This window comes from Curtobacterium sp. AC272, from assembly GCF_979258155.1.
Map to the genome: position 1 here is coordinate 3,463,282 of NZ_OZ409838.1, position 18,494 is coordinate 3,481,775.

Here is an 18,494-nt window from a genome sequence, read left to right on the forward strand (position 1 = left end):
GCTCACGTGAACATCCCGCTCGACAAGATCCTGATCATCGGGATCATTGCCGTGCTCCTGCTCGGGCCGCAGCGCCTGCCGATGTACGCCCAGAAGTTGGCCGAGTTCGTGAAGGCCGTCCGCCGGTTCGCCGACACCGCGAAGGAGCGGATGCGCGACGAGATGGGCCCCGAGTTCGACGACATCGAGTGGCAGAAGCTCGACCCGCGACAGTACGATCCCCGCCGGATCATCCGCGATGCACTCCTCGACTCCGGCGGCGCCAGCAGCGCCGCCGCGGTCCAGACCGCGCAGGTGACCGCCTCCAAGGTGCGCGCGACGGCTCCCGTCGTGCCGCTGGCCGCGGGAGAAGCGCCGCCGTTCGACGCGGAAGCGACCTGACGCCCGTCACGTGACCACCTGACGGACGGGAGGCCCGGTGCCAGCTGGCACCGGGCCTCCCGTGTTCGGTGTGGTGACGACTACTTCAGGTCGGCGAGGAAACGATCGGTCCAGGCGAGTGCCGGTGCGCTCGGGACGGAGCTGCAGGTGGACGACGCCGTCGTCGAGGCGCAGGGCGTGTCCCGGTCGAGCGACCAGTAGTGGATCCCGGCGAGGCCGTTCGCCTTCGCGTAGGCGGACAGGGTGTCGACGTCGGCGAGGGTGAAGACCTCGTCGGTGGTGTCGTTGACGCCGATCATCGGGGTGACCTCGATCTTCGACGACGCGATGCCGTACGTGTGCTGCAGGTTCGTGACGGCCTGGATCGACGACTTGCCCATCTGGCAGGTGGAGCCGGAGAGCACGCAGTTCGCGGCGGTCGCGCGGCCGAAGTCCATCGTCATGAGGTTGATCGTGTAGTTCGTCAGGGTCGACGCCTTGATCGCCTTCACGGTGGCGTCGCCGGTGCTGTTCAGCCCGCCGTACGAGCCGTCGCTGGCGGCCAGGGTCGCGAGCGTGAACGAGAAGCGCATGCCCGGGTACTTCGCCTGGGCGAGGGCTGCGGCGCTCACCAGGTTCTGCACGTCGGCGGGGGACTGACCGCTCTCGATGTCGAAGTCGACGCCGATCATGTGCGGGGTCGCGTACCGGGCGATGAACGACTGCAGTGCGGCGCCCGAGCACTTGAACGAACCGGCGGCTCCGCCGGTGCTGACGATGTAGTTCACCCCGGCGGCATCGAGCTTCGGGATGTTGGCGTTCGCGAAGGCATCCGCCGCGACGCCGCCCCAGTTCTCGCTGCCGCACGTGCCGGTCGCGAAGGCGAGGGTGATCGCCTTGAGGCCGGGCTCGCGGGTCGACACCAGGCTGTTACTCGAGCCGACCACCGGGATCCGCGTCCCGGTGACCGCGGTGTTCATGACGTTCGTGTTCCAGTCGAGGTTCACGGTGATGTCCTTGTACGGGCTGAACACCAGTCCGCTGGCCGTGCCGCCGCTCCCGCCAGTGCCGGGGTTGTCGTCCCCCGCCGGGAGGAGTGGTGCCGCCGCCCGTGCCGGAGCAGGCGCCGGTCGACGTCCACGGCTGGCCGCTGCCCGTCGCCCCGGCGCGCGTCGCGGGGTCGTCGCCCTGCGTCCACCAGTTCGCGGTGTAGTTCGATCCGTTCTCGCTGACGGTGGCACCGCCGGAGTAGGCGGTGCCGGCGGTCCACGCGGTCGCGCACGACGGTGTCGCGGCGATGGCCGGTGCTGCGGCGAGTGATCCCCCGGCGATCACTGCGGCGACGGTGGCCACGAGGCCGATCCGTACTCGGGTGTTCTGGTTCACACGGTTCTCCTGTCCTCGGCCGGACATCGTCGTCCGACGGGTGGAGCCCAGGCGGTCACATTCCGCAAGGGCATTGTGCAATGCCCTTGCATAATGCTCCGGGGTGGAACGACCTGTCCATGAACGAACGTACAGGCGTGCGCCAGGGGGACGACGGTCCGGTCCTGTCAGGACAGCGAGAGACCCAGCTTCCGTCCGGCCAGTCCGCGCCCCATCGTCGTGATGCCGTCGGCGATTGCGGCGAGGGCGACGGCCGCGGGGTCCTCCGGCGCGCCGAGGACCACCGGCAGGCCGGTGTCCCCGCCCTCGCGGAGCGGCACGGACAGCGGCACGCTGCCGAGCACCGGCACGGGGGCGTCCTGCCCGCGGGACAGCCGCGCGGCGGTCTCGGCGCCTCCGCCCTCGCCGAACAGGTGCAGGACCGAGCCGTCGGGCTGCACGAGCCCGGCCATGTTCTCGATGACCCCGATCACCCGCTGGCCCGTCTGGCGTGCGACGATCCCGCTGCGCTCGGCGACGTCGGCCGCGGCCGCCTGGGGTGTGGTGACGACGAGGACCTCGGCGTGCGGGAGGAGCTGGCCGACCGAGATCGCGACGTCGCCGGTACCGGGCGGCAGGTCGAGCAGGAGGACGTCCAGGTCGCCGAAGAACACGTCGGTCAGGAACTGGTTCACGGTGCGGTGCAGCATCGGGCCGCGCCAGGACACCGCGGTGGAGGCGTCGTCGACGAACATCCCGATCGACACGACCTTCACGTCGTGGGCGACGGGCGGCAGGATCATGCTGTCCACCCGGGTCGGACGCGGCGCGACGCCGTGCTCGTCGGTCAGTCCCATCAGCCCGGGGATGCTGAAGCCGTGCACGTCGACGTCGACGATCCCGACCCGCAGGCCGCGGCGGGCGAGCGCGACGGCGAGGTTGGCGGTGACCGTCGACTTGCCGACGCCGCCCTTGCCGCTCGTGACGGCGATCACCCGGGTGAGCGAGTCCGCCGTGAACTGGATGCCGTTCGGCCGGCCGGCCCGCAGGCGTTCGGTCAGCGCGGCGCGCGTCGCGGGGGCCATCACCGACACGTCGACGTCGACCGACGACACCCCGTCGACGGAACCGGCGGCGACGCGCACGTCGCGCTCGATGGTGTCGGCGGCGGGGCACCCCACGATCGTGAGCTGCAGGTCGACGCGCACCGCGCCTCCAGGCTGCACGTCGACCCCACGGATCATGTCGAGCTCCGTGACGGGCCGACGGATCTCGGGGTCGATCACGCGGCCGAGCGCAGCGAGGACCGCCGTGCCCAGCTGCTCGTCGGCGGGAGCCGCGTCAGCCACGGGTGGAGCTGCCGGGCTCGTTCGCGTAGCCGGCGTCGTCGGCGTCGCGCCGGTCGAGTTCCTCGAGCAGGGACCGCAGCTCGGCGCGGATGAAGTCCTTCGACGCCATGTCGCGCATCGCCAGCCGGAGCGCGACGACCTCGCGCGCCAGGTACTCGGTGTCCGCCAGGTTGCGCTCCGCACGCTGCCGGTCCTGCTCGAACTGCACGCGGTCGCGGTCGTCCTGCCGGTTCTGCGCGAGCAGGATGAGCAGGGCGGCGTACGAGGCCTGCAGCGACAGCACCAGGGTCAGTGCGGTGAAGCCGATCGCGGCGGAGTCGAACTGCCACGGCTTCGGCGCGAGGGTGTTGTAGCCCATCCAGACCACACAGAACAGGGTGAGGCCGATGAGGAACCACGGCGTGCCCATGCCCCGTGCGATGCCCTCGGTCGCGCGACCGAACGTGTCACCGCGTCCGCCACGACGGCGGGTCGGGAGCACGCGCGTGCGCATGCCCTTGGGGGAGTCGAGGCGGACGTCGGAGCGCTCACGATCACGACGGTTCTCATCCGTTCGGGCCACGGGTGGTCCTCCTTCCCGTCGTCACGGGTGTCTTGCGCGGGCGTTGGCGTGGAAGCGGTGAGGGTTCCCCCTCGCCCTGACTTCGCCAGTCGTCCGGCAGGACGTGGTCGAGGACATCGTCGATCGTCACCACCCCGACGAGGCGGTGGGCGTCGTCGACCACGGGGACGGACAGCAGGTTGTAGGTCGCCATCACGCGGGTGACCTCGGCTGCGCTCGCGTCGACCCGGACCGGTTCGGTCTGCTGGTCGATGAGCGTGCCGAGTCGTTCGTTCGGCGGGTAGCGGAGCATGCGCTGGAAGTGCACCAGCCCGAGGAACCGACCGGTCGGCGGCTCGTACGGCGGCAGCGTGACGCACACCGCGGCGCCGAGCACCGGGGCGAGGTCGTGGCGGCGGACGAGCGCGAGCCCCTCGGCGACGGTCGCGTCGGCGGAGACGATGACGGGCTCGGTGGTCATCAGACCACCGGCGGTGTCCGGCTCGTACTCCAGGAGCATGCGGACGTCCTGCGCCTCCTCCGGCTCCATGAGCTGCAGGAGTGCCTCGCTCCGTTCGTCGGAGAACTGCGCGAGGACGTCGGCGGCGTCGTCCGGCTGCATCTGGTCGAGCACGTCGGCCGCACGGGAGTCCTCGAGCCGCGACAGGATCTCGACGCGCTCCTGGTCGGGCATCTCCTCGAGCACGTCGGCCAGTCGGTCGTCGGGGAGCTCTTCGGCGACCTCGAACCGGCGTTCCTCCGGCAGGTCGAGCAGCGTGCTCGCCAGGTCGGCGGGCACCAGGTCGGAGTACGCGGCGATGACGTGCTCGGCGGACTGGGCCTCGCCGGGGAGCTCGTCCTCGGTGACCTCGTTCCACGTCGCGAACGTCGTCGGGCCCTTGCCGAACGGCGACGGTGTGGTCTTCGGCTTGCGGAGGAAGAGCTGCGCGACCTCCCAGTCGCCCTGCCCGCGGTCCTCGATCGCGACGTCCTCGATCGTGGCGCGGATGCGCTGGTTCTTGATGAGCACCTTGCGACCGAGCATCTCGGCGATCACCCGGACCTCGCCGCCGCGCTGCTCGAAGCGGCGCATGTTGACGAGCCCGGTGGTGATGACCTGGCCGGCACCGATCGAGGTGATGCGACCGACGCTGACGAAGATGCGGCGCTTGCCCGGTACCTCGACGATCAACCCCACGACGTGCGGGGGATCGGCCCGGCGGTAGACCACCAGGACGTCCCGGACCTTGCCCACGCGGTCGCCCGCGGGGTCGAAGACGGAGCACCCGGCGAGGCGGGCGACGAAGACCTTCGTGGCGCTCACCCGACCCAGCGTAGTCGGTTGCGTGCTGGCGCTTCCCCGGCGGTGCACGTGCGATTGCAAGGTGCGCGGTGAATGATGGCTGTGTGAGCAATCAGAGTCCCTTCGCCGGCAGGACCGCCCAGGCCTTCCCGACGCTGCCCAAGGGCGACGTCCTCGGCACGTACGACAGCTACCCCGATGCGCAGCGCGTGGTGGCGAAGCTCGCCGACGCCGACTTCCCGGTCAACCAGCTCTCGATCGTGGGCAACGACCTGAAGACCGTCGAGCGCGTCACCGGCAAGATGACCTACGGCCGTGCGGCGATCGCCGGAGCCCTGTCCGGTCTCTGGCTCGGCATCTTCTTCGGCATCGTGCTCACCCTGTTCTCCCCGAGCGCCGGCGGCCTGATCCTCGCCGCCGCGATCATCGGCGCCGCGTTCGGCATGCTCTACGGCATCGTCTCGTTCGCGATCACCAAGCGGCAGCGTGACTTCACGAGCGTCCACCAGGTGCTCGCCACCAACTACCAGATCGTCGTCAACCCGCAGCTGACCGGTCAGGCGCAGCGCATCCTCGGGGAGCACGGCGCGACGCCGTCCACACACTGGAACGAGCAGCCCCAGCAGGGCGCTCCCGGAGCACCGGTGCAGGGACAGCAGCCGTGGCGTCCCGCCCCGCCGCAGCAGCAGTCGCCGTACGGCGGACACGCGACACCCCACCAGCAGCCAGGAGGCCCGCAGCAGCCCGGCAGGTCGGCCCCCGGCGGGCAGACGGATGCGCCCACGGCCCCGCCGCGGTACGGCACGAACGACGGACCCCGGTACGGGGAGAACGCAGACCCGTCCGCTGCCGCACCCGCCGACCGACCCACCTCGGGTGGGCCGGCGATCCCCGAGCGTCGTCCGCAGGACCCGCCGCAGTACGGCGAGCGGGTGCCCGGTGCGACGCCGCCGGCACCGTCGTCTTCGTCGACCCCGTCGTCCCCGTCGTCACCGAAGGGCGACGAGCGCCCCTGACGCCTGCAGGGTCGGTGTTCCCGGGGCCGGTGTGCTCGGGGCCGGTGTGCTCGGGCTACAGCACCTTCGAGTAGCAGATCGACAGCGGGGCGCCGACGTACGGACCGAAGTTGGCGATGCGCGTGAAGCCCTCGCGCTCGTAGAACCCGACGGCGCGCTTCTGCTCGTTCCCCGTCTCGAGCACGAGCGCCGGTGACCCGAGGTCGAGCGCGGCCTCTTCGAGCCGGCGCAGCAGCGCGGCCGCCACGCCCGAGCCGCGGGACTCCGGCCGGACGTACATGCGCTTGATCTCGGTGATGCCGTCGTCGACGACCCGCAGTCCGCCGCACGCCAGCGGAGTACCGGCTTCGTCGCGCGCCAGGAAGAACACCGCGATGGAGTCTGCCGTCGGCTTGTCGCCGGGTTCGGTGTCGCCGCCGTAGGCGCGGTCGATCTCCAGGCGCTGCGCGGCCCGGAGCCGCTGCGCGTCGGGGAGTCGAAGTGCTCGACCTCGATCGAGAACTGCGGCGTGCGGGTGTCGGAGGAGGCGTCGGGCGTCGTCACCCGCTCAGGCTAGCGGCCGGAGCGGGCGATCCACCCCTCCACTTCCGAGGGGTCCGGGGGATGCCGATCGACAGGTTCTCGGCCCCGTCCTCGGTGACCAGGATGTCGTCCTCGATCCGGACGCCGATGCCGCGGAACTCCTCGGGCACCGTCAGGTCGTCCTGCTGGAAGTACAGACCGGGCTCGATCGTGAACGCCATGCCGGGCTGCACGACGCCGTCGATGTACATCTCGCGACGGGCCTTCGCGCAGTCGTGCACGTCGAGGCCGAGGTGGTGGCTCGTGCCGTGCACCATGTAGCGGCGGTGGAACTGGTTGTCCGGCTCGAGCGACTCTTCCGCCGAGACGGGCAGGAAGCCCCACTCGGCGGTCTTGCGGGCGATGACCTCCATCGCGGTGGCGTGCACCTGGCGGAACGTGATGCCCGGCTTGACGATGGCGAACGCGGCGTCTGCCGCCTCGAGCACGGCGTCGTAGACCATGCGCTGCACGGGGGAGAACGTGCCGCTGACCGGCAGCGTGCGGGTGATGTCGGCCGTGTAGAACGAGTCGACCTCGACCCCCGCGTCGATGAGGATCAGGTCGCCCGGCTGCACGGCGCCGTCGTTCCGGGTCCAGTGCAGGATGCAGGCGTGGTGGCCCGAGGCGGCGATCGTGTCGTAGCCGACCGTGTTGCCGTCGGCGCGGGCCCGGCGGTTGAAGGTGCCCTCGACGATGCGCTCGCCCCGCTGGTGTGCCAGGACGGCGTCGAAGTCGGCGATCACGTCGTCGAAGCCGTGCTTCGTGGCGTCGACGGCCTTGCGGAGCTCGCCCACCTCGTACGCGTCCTTCACCAGGCGCTGCTCGGACAGGTCACGGGCGAGGACGTCGTCGGTCGCTGGTGCGTCGTCGGTCTCCGGTGCGCCGCCGACGGCGCTGCCGAGTCGTGCGTCGAGGGTGCGGGTCAGGTCGTCGTCGGCCTCGCGCACGAGCAGTGCCGAGGCGTCGAGCCCGTCGGCGACGTCCGGGAAGGCACCGAGGTCGGCCGTGGCCAGCCCGAGGTCGGCGGCGACGGCGTCGAGTGAGGGACGTGGGCCGACCCAGAACTCGCCGATCTCGGGGTTCGCGTAGAACTCTTCCGACTCACGACCGGCCGTGGCGCGGAAGTACAGCGTGGCGTCGTGCCCGGAGCCGTTCGGCGTCATCACGAGGACGGAGCCCACGACGGTGTCGGTGCCCCACCCGGTCAGGTGCGCGAACGTGGAGTGCGGGCGGAACGGGTAGTCGCAGTCGTTCGAGCGGACCTTGGCCTGCCCGGCGGGGACGACGATCGTGCGGCCCGGGTGCAGCTCGGAGATGCGGGCCCGACGCTCGGCGGCGAAGGCGGCCTGCTCGCGGGGCTCGGGGATCGTCTGCTCGCGGTCGGCCCACTGCGACCCGATGAAGTCCTTGAAGGTCGAGGACCCGGGGGTCGTGGAACGGTTGCTCGTCGCGCGGGGAGTCGTGTCGGCCATGCCCCCATCATCGCACCGCGCTGCACCGGCGTCCTGTGCGGCCCCTCACCTGTGGATAGCATTGTCGACGTGCCCGACCCGTTCATCGACCTGCACGCGCACTCGAGTGTCTCCGACGGCACCGAGCGACCCGCGGAGCTCGTCCGAGCGGCCGCGGCCGCCGGCCTGGATGCCGTCGCGCTGACCGACCACGACACGACCGCCGGCTGGGCCGACGCATCCGGGTCCGCACGCGAGCTGCCACTGACGCTCTTGCCGGGTCTCGAGCTCAGCACGCGCATCGGCTTCCGCAGCGTGCACGTCCTCGGGTACTTGGTCGATCCGCACGACCCGGGCCTGGTCGAGGAGACCGACCGCATCCGCTCCGGCCGCCTCTCCCGCGCGCACCGCATGGTCGACCGCATCAGCGAGGACCACCCGATCACCTGGGCAGACGTCCTGGCGCAGGCGAGCCCCGGGGCCACCATCGGCCGCCCGCACATCGCCGACGCGCTCGTCGCGCGGGGCCTCGAGTCCGACCGGAGTGCGGCGTTCCGCGGCATCCTGCACCCGGCGTCCGGCTACTACGAGCCGCACGAGGCGCCGTCGCCCCTGCGCGGCGTCGAACTCATCCGACAGGCGGGCGGTGTGCCGGTCATCGCGCACCCGGCAGCCTCGTCGCGGGGATCGTCATCGACGAGCCGATGCTCCGTGACCTCGTCGACGCCGGGCTCGGCGGGCTCGAGGTCGACCACCGCGAGAACCTCGCGCACGGCAAGCGCACCCTGCTCGACTGGGCGTCGCGCTACGGCCTGTTCGTCACCGGTTCGAGCGACTACCACGGCACGGGCAAGCCGAACCGGCTCGGCGAGCACCGGACGGCGCGGGTCGCGTTCGACGCCATCCTGTCCGAGGCCACCGGCAGCGCGCCCGTGGTCGGCCCCGGCTCGCGCCTGTCCTGATCCGAGGCTCGTCCCCACCGGTCCGAGACTCGTGTTCAGCGACAGTTCTCGTGTCCGCGGGCGCGAGGAATGTCGCTCAGCCCGAGTCTCGGGGCGGTGTGCGGGCGGGGACGACGAAGGGCCCGTCGCGCCGGCGACGGACCCTTCGGTCTGGAGGCGCTACTCGCCGTCCGACGAACCCTGCGGTGCCGAGGCGGTCGCCGAGGCATCGCCGGTGCCGGCTCCGCGACGGCGGCGACGGCGGCGACGCTTCGCGGCGCCGTCGGTGGTCCCGCCCTCGGTGGCCGACGTGTCGTCGGTGGGCGCGGAGGTCGGAGCCGCGGACTCGGTGGCGGGAGCCTGCGAGGCGGGCTGCTCAGAGCCTCCTGACCGGGTGCGACTGCGCGACCGCGAACGCGACGCGTCACGCGGACCGGAGGCCGGACGGTCGCTACTGCGCTTCTCGGCGGGGGCACCGGCCGACGCGGCGTGCGACGAGGCACCGGGCAGACGGCCCTTGGTGCCCTTGGGGATGTCGAGTTCCTCGAACAGGTGCGGCGACGACGAGTAGGTCTCGACGGGCTCGGGGATGCCGAACTCGAGGGCCTTGTCGATCAGCGTCCACTTGTGCAGGTCGTCCCAGTCGACGAACGTGACCGCGATGCCGGTCTTGCCGGCACGGCCGGTACGACCGGCGCGGTGCAGGTAGGTGTCCGGGTCGTCCGGGATCGTGTGGTTGATGACGTGCGTGACGTCGTCCACGTCGATGCCGCGGGCGGCGACGTCGGTGGCGATGAGCACGTCACGCTTGCCGGCCTTGAAGGCGGCCATCGCGCGCTCGCGCTGCTCCTGGTTGAGGTCACCGTGGACCGCTGCGGCGTTGAACCCGCGGTCCTTGAGCTCCTCGACCAGCTTCGCCGCCGCACGCTTGGTGCGGGTGAAGATCACGGTCTTGCCGCGGCCCTCGGCCTGGAGGATGCGGGCGATGACCTCGTCCTTGTCCAGGGAGTGCGCGCGGTAGATGAGGTGCTTGATGTTGGCCTGCATCAGGCCCTCGTCCGGGTCGGTCGCCCGGATGTGCACCGGACGGCTCATGAACCGGCGGGCGAGGGCGACGATCGGCGCGGGCATCGTGGCCGAGAACAGCATCGTGTGCCGCACCTCGGGGATGGCCTGGAAGATGCGCTCGATGTCCGACAGGAAGCCCAGGTCGAGCATGCGGTCGGCCTCGTCGAGGACGACTTCCTGCACGTGGGACAGGTCGAGGAGTCGCTGGCGCTGCAGGTCGATGAGGCGCCCGGGCGTGCCGACCACGATCTGGGCACCGGCCTTGAGCTGCTCGATCTGGCCCTCGTACGCCTTGCCGCCGTAGATCGCCGCGACGGTGGTCGGGCGGTTCGAGGTGGCGACCTCGAGGTCCTCGGTCACCTGGACCGCGAGTTCGCGGGTCGGGACGACGACGAGGGCCTTGACGCCGGGGGCCGGGTCGGCGCCGAGTCGCTGGATGAGGGGAGGCCGAACCCGAAGGTCTTGCCGGTACCGGTCTTGGCCTGGCCGATGATGTCCTGGCCGGTGAGGGCGAGCGGGATCGTCTGCTGCTGGATCGGGAAGGGCTCGAGGATGCCCTTGCCCGCGAGCGCGTCGACGATGTCCTGCTCGATGGAGAGGTCTGCGAAAGTCAAAGAATCACCTTAGTTCTGGTGGAAGTCCGGGCCAGTCTACCGATGGGCGGGTGGAGCGGGGCGCGAGGCGGTTCCCGCTATGCTCTCCGGGTGGTGTCGTGGTGGAACCGGAAGCGCGCGGCGCAGCTCGCAGCAGCGTGGCTCGCGTCGCGGAACCCGCGCAACGCAAGCCAGGTCAAGCGTCTGGCGCTCGACGACGTCACCCCCGAGCTCGACGTCTACCTGGGCCAGGCCGCGTACCTGCAGCTCTCCGTCTACGAGACGATGGGTCGTGCCGGTGCTTCGGCGCCGACGCTGTCCGGTCGCCTGGTGACGGGCGTGCTCGCGACGACGGCGCTCGACCGGCACCGCACGATCGTCGCCGAGATCGAACGCAACGGGTCGGACCCGGCGGAACTGATGGCGCCGCACCGCGAGGCGATCGATCGGTTCCTCGCGCGCACGAGCGGCGCCGACTGGTACGAGTCGATGCTGACCGGCTACGTCACGGCCGGCATCCTGAACGACCTGTTCGGCAACCTGCTGCGGTCGCTGCCGAACGACGTGCGGCAGCGGTTGCGCTCCGTGTTCGACGCGCGTGAGGAACCCGCGGTCGTCGAGGAACTGACCGCCCGCATCGAGGACGACCCCGAGGTCGGCTCGCGCCTGGCGATGTGGGGCCGGCGTCTGGTCGGCGACACCCTGCTCGTGGCACGGTCGGCGCTGGCGTCGCACGCTCGCGAGGACCAGGAGCGGCTCGAGCCGGTCTGGACCGAACTGATCGCGGCGCACACCCGACGGATGGATGCACTCGGCCTGACGGCCTAGGCGCGGCGGTCCCGTGCTCGGCTCAGGCCCCGCGGGCCTTGAGTCGTTCGTAGTACTCGACGTCGCTCTTGTCGCGGCGCGTCCCGAGCAGCCACTCGACGACGAGGGCGACGACGCCGGCACCGACCAGGGCCACGACCCAGATCCAGGTGGCGTCGTACCGCCAGCCGGCCCAGGTCAGTGCCTCCCACAGCACGGCAGCGGCGATGCCGCCCACGGCGGGCCCGATCAGGACGCCACGACTGGCGCGCCACGGCAGGACCACGTGCGCGATCCCGCCGATGATCAGGCCGCCGAGGACGGCGAAGAGCAGTTCCACGTCGTCAGGCGACGAAGCCGATGCGGCGTGCCTCTTCCGCGCCGACCTCGACGTACGCCAGGGCGGCGACCGGAACGATGAAGCGACGGCCCTTCTCGTCCTGGAGCGACAGGTGCGTCGCCTTCGACGCGAGGGCCTCGAGACACGGCCTTCTCGATCTCGTCGGCGGTCTGGGCGGTCTCGAACGCGATCTCGCGCGGGCTGTTGATGATGCCGATCTTGATGTCCACGAGCACAGCGTATCCGAGCGGTCCCGGAGGACATCGGACGTTCGCCGCGGGCGCACTCGGCGGCCCGGGTACGCGCCGCGCCCGCGTCGGGCCGGGTGGTGTCGGCGGTCGTGGGTACCGTACGAGCGTGCCGCAGACCACGCTGACGCCAGCCCCCGCAGACGTCGGCGTCGCACGCGCCCTGGTCGACGACCCGTCCCAGACCGCCGTGCTCGCGCTGCCCGACGGCCGACACGCGGCGGTCATCGGCGCTCCCGGCACGGGCAAGACGACCACGCTCGCCCGGCTCGTCGCCGACCGGTTGCGCGGACCGCACGCGATCAGCCCCGACGGGCACGCCACCGTGCTCGCGCTGACCTCGTCGCGGACCGCTGCCACCGCCCTGCGTGACCGCCTCGCCGCCGCCGTCGACCGCGTGGTGCCCGGAGCGCTCGCCCGGACCGTGAACTCGTTGGCCTTCCAGATCGTCGCGCACGCCGCGGCGGTCCAGGGGCAGGAAGCACCCACGCTGCTGACCGGTGGCGAGCAGGACCGCATCATCGCCGACCTGCTCGCCGGTCACGAGCTCGACGGCACCGGTCCGGACTGGCCCGAACCCATCACCGCGGTGGTGCGGGAGCGCGCCGGGTTCCGGACCGCGCTGCGCGACGTCATGATGCGTGCGGTCGCGGCGGGCGTCGAGCCCGAGGACATGCGCGAGCTCGGCGACGAGGGCGGTCGACCCGAGTGGCGGGCCGTCGGTGACTTCGTCGACGAGTACCGGGCCTCGGTCACCGCGTTCCGTGCGACCAGCCTCGACTCCGGTGAGCTCGTCGCGTTCGCCACCGCCGCCGTGCTGCGGGGAGCTGCCCGCGAGCGTCGCCGCCCTCGGACTCATCGTGGTCGACGACACCCAGGAACTCGTCGAGGGCGAGGTGGCACTGCTCGGTGCGCTCGCCCGGTCCGGTGTGCAGGTCGTCGCGTTCGGCGACCCGGACATCGCCGCCTCGGCGTTCCGCGGGGCCGAACCGGACGTGCTCGGGCGCCTGGCCGTGCGGCTCGGCGTGGACCGGGTCGACGAACTCTTCCTCGGCACCGTGCACCGGTACCCCGCGCCGATCCGGTCGTTGGTCTCCGGGATCACGGGGCGCATCGGCACGGCAGCGGCCGGTCGGCAGCGCGCGGCGACGGCGAGCGACGAGGACGCCCGAGCAGACGCCGTCGTGCACCTCGAGGCGGCGAGCCGGTCGGCGCTGCTCGTCGCCGTCGCCCGACGGCTCCGAGAGCACCGCCTGCTCGATGGTGTGCCGTGGCACCGGATGGCCGTCGTCACCCGCAGCGGCGCCGCGATCCCCGAGCTCGTGCGTGCGCTCTCGGTCGCCGAGGTCCCCGCGACCGCCGGTGCCGCGCCCGTCCGCCCCCGTGACGACTCGGCGGCGCGGGCACTGCTCGACGCCGCGGCGGTCGCCCTCGGGGTCCTGCCCCTCGACGCCGCCCTGGCCACCGCGTTCGCCACCGGGCCGCTCGGCGGACTCGACACCCTGGCGATGCGCCGGCTGCGGCTCGCCCTGCGGCGCGAAGAGCTCGCCGGCGACGGCACCCGCACGGCTGACGAACTCCTGATCGACGCGCTCGGTGCCCCGGAGCGTCTGGCCACGGTCGACGCCGGCTTCGCCAGACGGGCGACCCGACTCGCACGCAGTCTGGTGCAGGCACACGCCGACGCCGAGGCCGGATCGAGCATCGAGGAGATCCTCTGGGGCCTGTGGGAACGCAGCGGCCTCGCGAAGTCGTGGGGCGGGCAGTCCGCAGCCGGCGGGGTCGGAGCGGGCGAGGCGGACCGGCACCTCGACGCCGTCGTCGGCCTGTTCACCGCCGCCAAGCGGTTCGTCGAACGCACCCCGGACGCCCCGGCCCGGGTGTTCGTCGACGACCTGCTCGGCGCCGACCTGCCCGAGGACTCCATCGGACCCGACCGCACCGCCGGCCGGGTCCGGGTGCTCACCCCTCGGCGACGATCGGACTCGAGTGCGACGTCGTCGTGGTGTTCGGACTGCAGGACGGCGTGTGGCCGAACACCCGGGTGCGTGGCAGTCTGCTCGATCCGGACGGTCTGGTCCGTGCGGCGTCGGGGGCCGAGCGTTCGCCGATCGACGACCGCGCCGCGGTGGTCGCCGACGAACTCCGCTTGTTCGCCCGCGCCGTCTCCCGCGCGACCACGCAGGTCGTGATCGGCACCGTTGCCAACGACGACGAGTCCCCGTCGCCGTTCGTCCGCCTGGTGCCGGTGCCGCCGGACCGGCAGCCGACCGTGCACCCGTTGTCCCTTCGTGGACTGGCCGGGTCCCTGCGACGCCGCGTGGTGCTCTCCGGCGACCACGAAGCCGCCTCGGCGTTGGCCCGCTTGGCCGCGGCCGAGGTCCCCGGGGCCGCACCGGACGACTGGTACGGCCTCGCCGAGCCCACCACCGACGAGCCGCTGGTCGACCTCGACGCCGAGCCGGTGCCCGAGGTCGAGGGCGGCGAGCCCGTCGCCCCGACCGTGTCCGTCTCGCCGTCGCGCATCGGCACGTTCGAGGAGTGCCCGGTGCACTGGTTCGTGCAGACCTTCGGCGGCGGTGCGCCGAGTCCGGCGATGGGGATCGGCACGATCGTGCACGAGGCGATGGAGCACGCGACCGAGATCGACGTCGAGTCGCTGTGGGAGCGGGTCGAGGCCCGGTGGGACGAACTGACCTTCGAGTCGCCGTGGGTGGCCGATCGGGAACGCGCGCGCACCCGCCGCATGATCGAGGGGCTCAGCGACTACCTGCGGACCTTCGCGGGCGCCGGCCGCCGGTTGCTCGGCGCCGAGACCTCGTTCGCCCTGGTCACCGGCCCCGCCCGGATGCGCGGCAGCATCGACCGCATCGAGGTCGACCCTGAGGGCCGCGTCAGCGTCGTGGACCTCAAGACCGGACGCTCGATGCCGAGCGAGAAGAACGACATGCCGGAGCACCCGCAGCTCGGCGCGTACCAGCTGGCGATCGAGGACGGCGCGGTCGAGGGCGTTCCGGCCGGCTCGGCCATGACGGACGCCCGACTCGTGTTCGTGCAGAACCCCCGCGGCGGGCACGCCTACTCGGAGCGCACCCAGCACGCGTTCGACGCCGAGGCGCGCGACGCCTACCGGGAGCGCCTGCACGGGGTCGCGCGCGGCATGGCCGGACGGACCTTCCTGGCGAACGTGGACGACCACTGCGAGAAGGCCTGGACCGGTGTCGAGTGCCGCATCCACGTGGTCTCGGAGGTGACCTGGTGACCGACACGACCGACACGACCGACACGACCGACACGACCGGCACGACCGGCACGACCGGCACGACGCACGCGCCCGGAACCCACGCGCCCGCGATCCGGCACGGGGCCGACGCCATCGCCGACGCCCTCGGCCGCCCGCGCCCGACCGCACAGCAGCGCGCCGTCATCGAGTCCCCGCTCACCCCCGCCCTGGTCGTCGCCGGAGCCGGCAGCGGCAAGACCGAGACGATGGCGTCGCGGGTGGTCTGGCTGCTCGCGAACGGGATGGTCCGCCCCGACGAGGTCCTCGGTCTGACCTTCACCCGCAAGGCCGCCGGCGAGCTCTCGGTGCGCATCAACGACCGCATCCGTGCACTCGAGGACGTCGGTCTGATCACCCCGGGCGACGCCTTCGAAGCGCCAACGGTCTCGACCTACAACGCGTTCGCGAACGCCGTCTTCCGCGAGAACGCCCTGCTCGTCGGCCGCGACGGCGAGTCCCAGGTCCTGACCGAACCGTCCGCCTGGCAGCTGGCCCGGCGCGTCGTGGTGGCCGCGCGTGACGACCGTCTGGCCGGGCTCGACCGCGACGTCGACACGCTCACGGCGGCCGTCGTGGCGCTCGCCGGGGCCACGTCCGAGCACCTCGTCGAACCCGAGGACCTCCGCCGGTTCGCCGTCGAGTTCTCCGACCTGCTCGAACTGCCCGGCAACCGTGGCAAACCGTACAAGGCGATCACCGACGCCGTCGCCGCGATCGGTGCGCTGGAGCCGCTCGCCGACCTGGTCGCGGAGTTCCGGCGGCAGAAGGTCGACCGCGGCTTCGTCGAGTTCTCCGACCAGATCGCCCTGGCGCTCGCCGCGGCCGAGTCCGCGCCGCGGGTGGTCGCGGACCTGCGGCAGCGGTTCGGCGTCGTGCTGCTCGACGAGTACCAGGACACCTCGGTGGTGCAGACCCGGTTCCTCGCCCGGCTGTTCCGCGGGCACTCGGTGATGGCCGTGGGCGACCCGCACCAGTCGATCTACGGGTTCCGCGGTGCGAGTGCCGCGAACCTCGCCCGCTTCCCGCACGACTTCGGGGGCACCGAGCCGGATGCGGTCCGGCCGGTGACGTTCGCGCTGTCGACGAGCTGGCGGAACCCGGTCGACGTCCTCGCGGGGGCGAACGCGATCGTGGCGCCGCTGTCCGAGGCATCCGAGGTCGACGTCGAGCGCCTGTCACCGCGACCCGGTGCGGACGCCGGGACGGTCCGGGCGGTGTTCCCGGAGACCCTGCCGGAAGAAGCCGACGAGGTCGCCGCGTGGTTCCAGGGCCACCGGAAGCGGAACCCGACCGGGTCGATGGCCCTGCTGCTCCGTGCCCGCAAGGACCTGGCGTCGTTCACCGCGGCGCTCGGAGCGCGCGCGGTGCCCTTCCACGTGCTCGGTACCGGCGGCCTGCTGCAGCGCCCCGAGATCGTGGACCTGGTCGCGTGCCTGCGGGTGCTGCACGACCCGGCTGCCGGCAACGACCTCATCCGGTTGCTCGCGGGTGCCCGGTGGCGGGTGGGCGCGGCGGACGTCGTCGCCCTGCACCACCTCGCGCGGTGGCTGTTCCAGCGCGACCACACCCAGCAGCGGCTCGACGACGAACTGACGGCGGCGTTCCGCGCCTCGGTGGCCGCGGGGGAGCACGGTTCGATCGTCGACGCCCTGGACTTCGTGGCGACCGCACCGGACGAGCACGGCGCGCTCGAGGGCATCACGCCCGCCGGCCGCAGCCGGATGCGGGCGCTCGGCGCGCAGCTCGCGATGCTGCGGTCGCGGGCCGGCAGCGACCTGGTCGACTTCGTGACGCTCGTGGTGCAGGAGATGCGGCTCGACATCGAGGTCGCGGCGCACGAGCAGGGCAGCGGGGCGTACCTCGACGCCTTCATCGACGAGCTCGCCGGGTTCGTGTCCACCGACGACCGCGCCGACCTCGGCTCGTTCCTGGGATGGATCGACGCCGCCGCCCGTCGTGACGACATGGGCCCGCGCTCCGAGGAACCCGAAGCCGGCACGGTCCAGATCCTGACGATCCACGGGTCGAAGGGCCTCGAGTGGGACGCCGTCGCGGTGCCGCGCATGGTCGAGGGCGGGCTGCCCGCGCGGCCGCAGGAGGGCTCGTCCGGGTGGCTCGGCTTCGGCCGTCTGCCGTACGAGTTCCGGGGGACGGCGCCGAGCTGCCGAGCCTGGCGTGGCGCGGGCAGGAGACCCAGAAGGACGTCACGACCGCGATCGACGCCTTCAAGGAGCAGGTGAAGGCCCGCAACGAGGACGAGGAACGACGACTCACGTACGTCGCGCTGACCCGTGCCCGCCACGACCTGCTCGTGTCCGGTTCGTTCTGGGCCGGCGGTGTGCGCCCCACCGAGCCGAGCCGGTACCTGCACGACCTGGTCGAGGCCGGGGTCGTCGACGGCACCGCGATCCCGGAGACCACCGTGCACGACGAGAATCCCCTCGGCGAGGACGGCGCCCAGCAGCTCTGGCCGCACGTGCCGTTCGGGCAGCGTGCGCCCCGGGTGCTGGCGGCGGCCGAGCGGGTGCGGAACGCCAACCCCGGTGCCTCCGGCCGGTACGCGGCCGACATCGACCTGCTGCTCGCCGAACGACGCGCGACCCGGAACGCGAAGCACGCGGTCGTGGTCCCGCACCGCGTGCCGGCGTCCGGCTTCAAGGACTACCTGACCGAGCCGGACACGGTGGCCGAACGCCTGCGGCGGCCGATGCCGGAGCGTCCGTACCGAGCGACCCGGCTCGGCACGCTCTTCCACCAGTGGGTGGAGCAGCGTGCCCGTTCGGGCGGGTCGCTCGAGACCCTCGACGTGTGGGGCGACGAGCTCGACCTCGACGCCGACGACCTGGTCGACGCCTCGCCGGACGCCGTGGTCACGGACGACGACGCCCGACGGCTGGCCGACTTCCAAGCCACCTTCGCCCGCTCACGGTGGGCCGGCCGCACGCCGGTCGAGGTCGAGCGGGAGATCCACATCCCGTTCCTCGGGCACAGCGTCGTCTGCAAGCTCGACGCCGTCTACGAGATCGACGGGCGTGCCGAGGTCGTCGACTGGAAGACGGGCAAGGCACCGTCCGGTGCCGACGACCTGGCCCGACGGACGCTGCAGCTCGCCCTGTACCGGGTGGCCTACGCCGAGTTCACCGGTCGACCGCTCGACCAGGTCGACGCCGTGTTCTACTTCGTCGCGGACGACCTCGAGGTGCGTCCGACCGAGCTGCTGGACCGTGCCGGCCTCGAGCGCGCCTGGACGGCCGCGATCGGCTGA

15 protein-coding genes and 5 pseudogenes are annotated in these 18,494 nt (G+C 72.2%); 9 read left to right on the forward strand and 11 right to left on the reverse strand.

The genetic code is table 11. From position 1 onward, the window contains the following. Nucleotides 1-6: 6 nt before the first annotated feature. Nucleotides 7-381, forward strand: a complete 375-nt coding sequence (locus tag ACZZ0J_RS17875; protein WP_123340711.1) for a Sec-independent protein translocase family protein — start codon at nucleotides 7-9, stop codon at nucleotides 379-381. 80 nt (nucleotides 382-461) lie between these two features. Here ACZZ0J_RS17875 and ACZZ0J_RS17880 read toward each other — a convergent pair whose 3' ends face one another. The 5 genes from ACZZ0J_RS17880 to ACZZ0J_RS17900 all read right to left on the reverse strand — a co-directional run bounded on the left by ACZZ0J_RS17880 (nucleotide 462) and on the right by ACZZ0J_RS17900 (nucleotide 4,939). Further along, complete coding sequence (locus ACZZ0J_RS17880; RefSeq protein ID WP_463438253.1) at nucleotides 462-1,394, reverse strand: glycoside hydrolase family 18 protein; 933 nt, start codon at nucleotides 1,392-1,394, stop codon at nucleotides 462-464. Next, the gene (locus tag ACZZ0J_RS17885) at nucleotides 1,291-1,773 is read right to left on the reverse strand and encodes a carbohydrate-binding protein (protein WP_463437896.1); all 483 of its coding nucleotides are present in this window, start codon (nucleotides 1,771-1,773) and stop codon (nucleotides 1,291-1,293) included. Before ACZZ0J_RS17885 ends, ACZZ0J_RS17880 begins: the two co-directional genes overlap by 104 nt. Before the next feature lie 140 nt (nucleotides 1,774-1,913). Continuing rightward, entirely contained in the window at nucleotides 1,914-3,074 is a 1,161-nt protein-coding gene (locus ACZZ0J_RS17890) for an Mrp/NBP35 family ATP-binding protein (protein ID WP_123294097.1), read from the reverse strand. Further along, entirely contained in the window at nucleotides 3,067-3,567 is a 501-nt protein-coding gene (locus tag ACZZ0J_RS17895; RefSeq protein WP_463438225.1) for a DUF1003 domain-containing protein, read from the reverse strand. Before ACZZ0J_RS17895 ends, ACZZ0J_RS17890 begins: the two co-directional genes overlap by 8 nt. A 52-nt stretch (nucleotides 3,568-3,619) precedes the next feature. Then, on the reverse strand, nucleotides 3,620-4,939 hold the full coding sequence (locus ACZZ0J_RS17900) for a magnesium transporter MgtE N-terminal domain-containing protein (RefSeq protein WP_111084991.1): 1,320 nt from the start codon (nucleotides 4,937-4,939) through the stop codon (nucleotides 3,620-3,622). An 83-nt stretch (nucleotides 4,940-5,022) separates the two neighbouring features. Here ACZZ0J_RS17900 and ACZZ0J_RS17905 point away from each other — a divergent pair, with 83 nt between their 5' ends. After that, entirely contained in the window at nucleotides 5,023-5,934 is a 912-nt protein-coding gene (locus tag ACZZ0J_RS17905) for a YflT domain-containing protein (RefSeq protein WP_463437897.1), read from the forward strand. Between the two features lie 55 nt (nucleotides 5,935-5,989). On the opposite strand, the gene ACZZ0J_RS17910 is transcribed toward ACZZ0J_RS17905, so the two are convergent. Together ACZZ0J_RS17910 and ACZZ0J_RS17915 are read right to left on the reverse strand one after the other, a co-directional pair. Further along, nucleotides 5,990-6,304 (reverse strand): GNAT family N-acetyltransferase, encoded by a 315-nt coding sequence (locus ACZZ0J_RS17910; protein WP_463437898.1) that lies wholly within the window; start codon nucleotides 6,302-6,304, stop codon nucleotides 5,990-5,992. Between the two features lie 182 nt (nucleotides 6,305-6,486). Beyond that, nucleotides 6,487-7,970, reverse strand: a pseudogene (locus ACZZ0J_RS17915) (aminopeptidase P family protein). Between the two features lie 69 nt (nucleotides 7,971-8,039). Between ACZZ0J_RS17915 and ACZZ0J_RS17920 the strand changes: the two are divergent. Next, a pseudogene (locus ACZZ0J_RS17920) lies at nucleotides 8,040-8,911 on the forward strand (PHP domain-containing protein). A gap of 159 nt (nucleotides 8,912-9,070) precedes the next feature. On the opposite strand, the pseudogene ACZZ0J_RS17925 reads toward ACZZ0J_RS17920, so the two are convergent. Beyond that, nucleotides 9,071-10,572 (reverse strand): annotated as a pseudogene (locus ACZZ0J_RS17925) (DEAD/DEAH box helicase). Nucleotides 10,573-10,662: 90 nt separating this feature from the next. On the opposite strand from ACZZ0J_RS17925, the gene ACZZ0J_RS17930 reads away from it, so the two are divergent. Further along, entirely contained in the window at nucleotides 10,663-11,379 is a 717-nt protein-coding gene (locus tag ACZZ0J_RS17930; protein WP_463437899.1) for a ferritin-like fold-containing protein, read from the forward strand. A gap of 22 nt (nucleotides 11,380-11,401) precedes the next feature. Here the strand turns inward: ACZZ0J_RS17930 and ACZZ0J_RS17935 are convergent, their stop codons facing one another. The 3 genes and pseudogenes from ACZZ0J_RS17935 to ACZZ0J_RS17945 form a co-directional block, all read right to left on the reverse strand. Then, on the reverse strand, nucleotides 11,402-11,698 hold the full coding sequence (locus tag ACZZ0J_RS17935) for a hypothetical protein (RefSeq protein WP_123294090.1): 297 nt from the start codon (nucleotides 11,696-11,698) through the stop codon (nucleotides 11,402-11,404). 4 nt (nucleotides 11,699-11,702) lie between these two features. Further along, on the reverse strand, nucleotides 11,703-11,984 hold the full coding sequence (locus ACZZ0J_RS17940; RefSeq protein WP_463437900.1) for a DUF3107 domain-containing protein: 282 nt from the start codon (nucleotides 11,982-11,984) through the stop codon (nucleotides 11,703-11,705). Further along, a pseudogene (locus ACZZ0J_RS17945) lies at nucleotides 11,878-12,174 on the reverse strand (hypothetical protein); the annotation flags it as partial. The gene ACZZ0J_RS17940 and the pseudogene ACZZ0J_RS17945, both read right to left, overlap by 107 nt. Here ACZZ0J_RS17945 and ACZZ0J_RS17950 point away from each other — a divergent pair. From ACZZ0J_RS17950 to ACZZ0J_RS17970, 5 genes and pseudogenes are all read left to right on the forward strand, one after another. Further along, nucleotides 12,137-12,688: pseudogene (locus ACZZ0J_RS17950) on the forward strand (UvrD-helicase domain-containing protein); the annotation flags it as partial. The pseudogenes ACZZ0J_RS17945 and ACZZ0J_RS17950 sit on opposite strands and share 38 nt — an antisense overlap. Before the next feature lie 43 nt (nucleotides 12,689-12,731). Further along, nucleotides 12,732-14,138 carry a DEAD/DEAH box helicase gene (locus tag ACZZ0J_RS17955; RefSeq protein WP_463438254.1) on the forward strand — a complete coding sequence of 469 codons (1,407 nt, stop codon included), beginning with the start codon at nucleotides 12,732-12,734 and terminating at the stop codon, nucleotides 14,136-14,138. Then, a complete protein-coding gene (locus tag ACZZ0J_RS17960; protein WP_463437901.1) occupies nucleotides 14,075-15,208 on the forward strand; it encodes a RecB family exonuclease in 1,134 nt (377 codons plus the stop codon). Before ACZZ0J_RS17955 ends, ACZZ0J_RS17960 begins: the two co-directional genes overlap by 64 nt. Then, complete coding sequence (locus tag ACZZ0J_RS17965) at nucleotides 15,205-17,469, forward strand: ATP-dependent helicase (RefSeq protein ID WP_463437902.1); 2,265 nt, start codon at nucleotides 15,205-15,207, stop codon at nucleotides 17,467-17,469. Before ACZZ0J_RS17960 ends, ACZZ0J_RS17965 begins: the two co-directional genes overlap by 4 nt. Continuing rightward, a complete protein-coding gene (locus tag ACZZ0J_RS17970) occupies nucleotides 17,466-18,494 on the forward strand; it encodes a PD-(D/E)XK nuclease family protein (RefSeq protein WP_463437903.1) in 1,029 nt (342 codons plus the stop codon). Before ACZZ0J_RS17965 ends, ACZZ0J_RS17970 begins: the two co-directional genes overlap by 4 nt.

Excerpts from the sequence above, each read along its gene's own strand:
- ACZZ0J_RS17895 (WP_463438225.1), bottom strand. The coding sequence starts at position 3,567 with ATGCGCACGCGCGTGCTCCCGACCCGCCGTCGTGGCGGACGCGGTGAC.
- ACZZ0J_RS17885 (WP_463437896.1), bottom strand. The coding sequence starts at position 1,773 with ATGTCCGGCCGAGGACAGGAGAACCGTGTGAACCAGAACACCCGAGTA.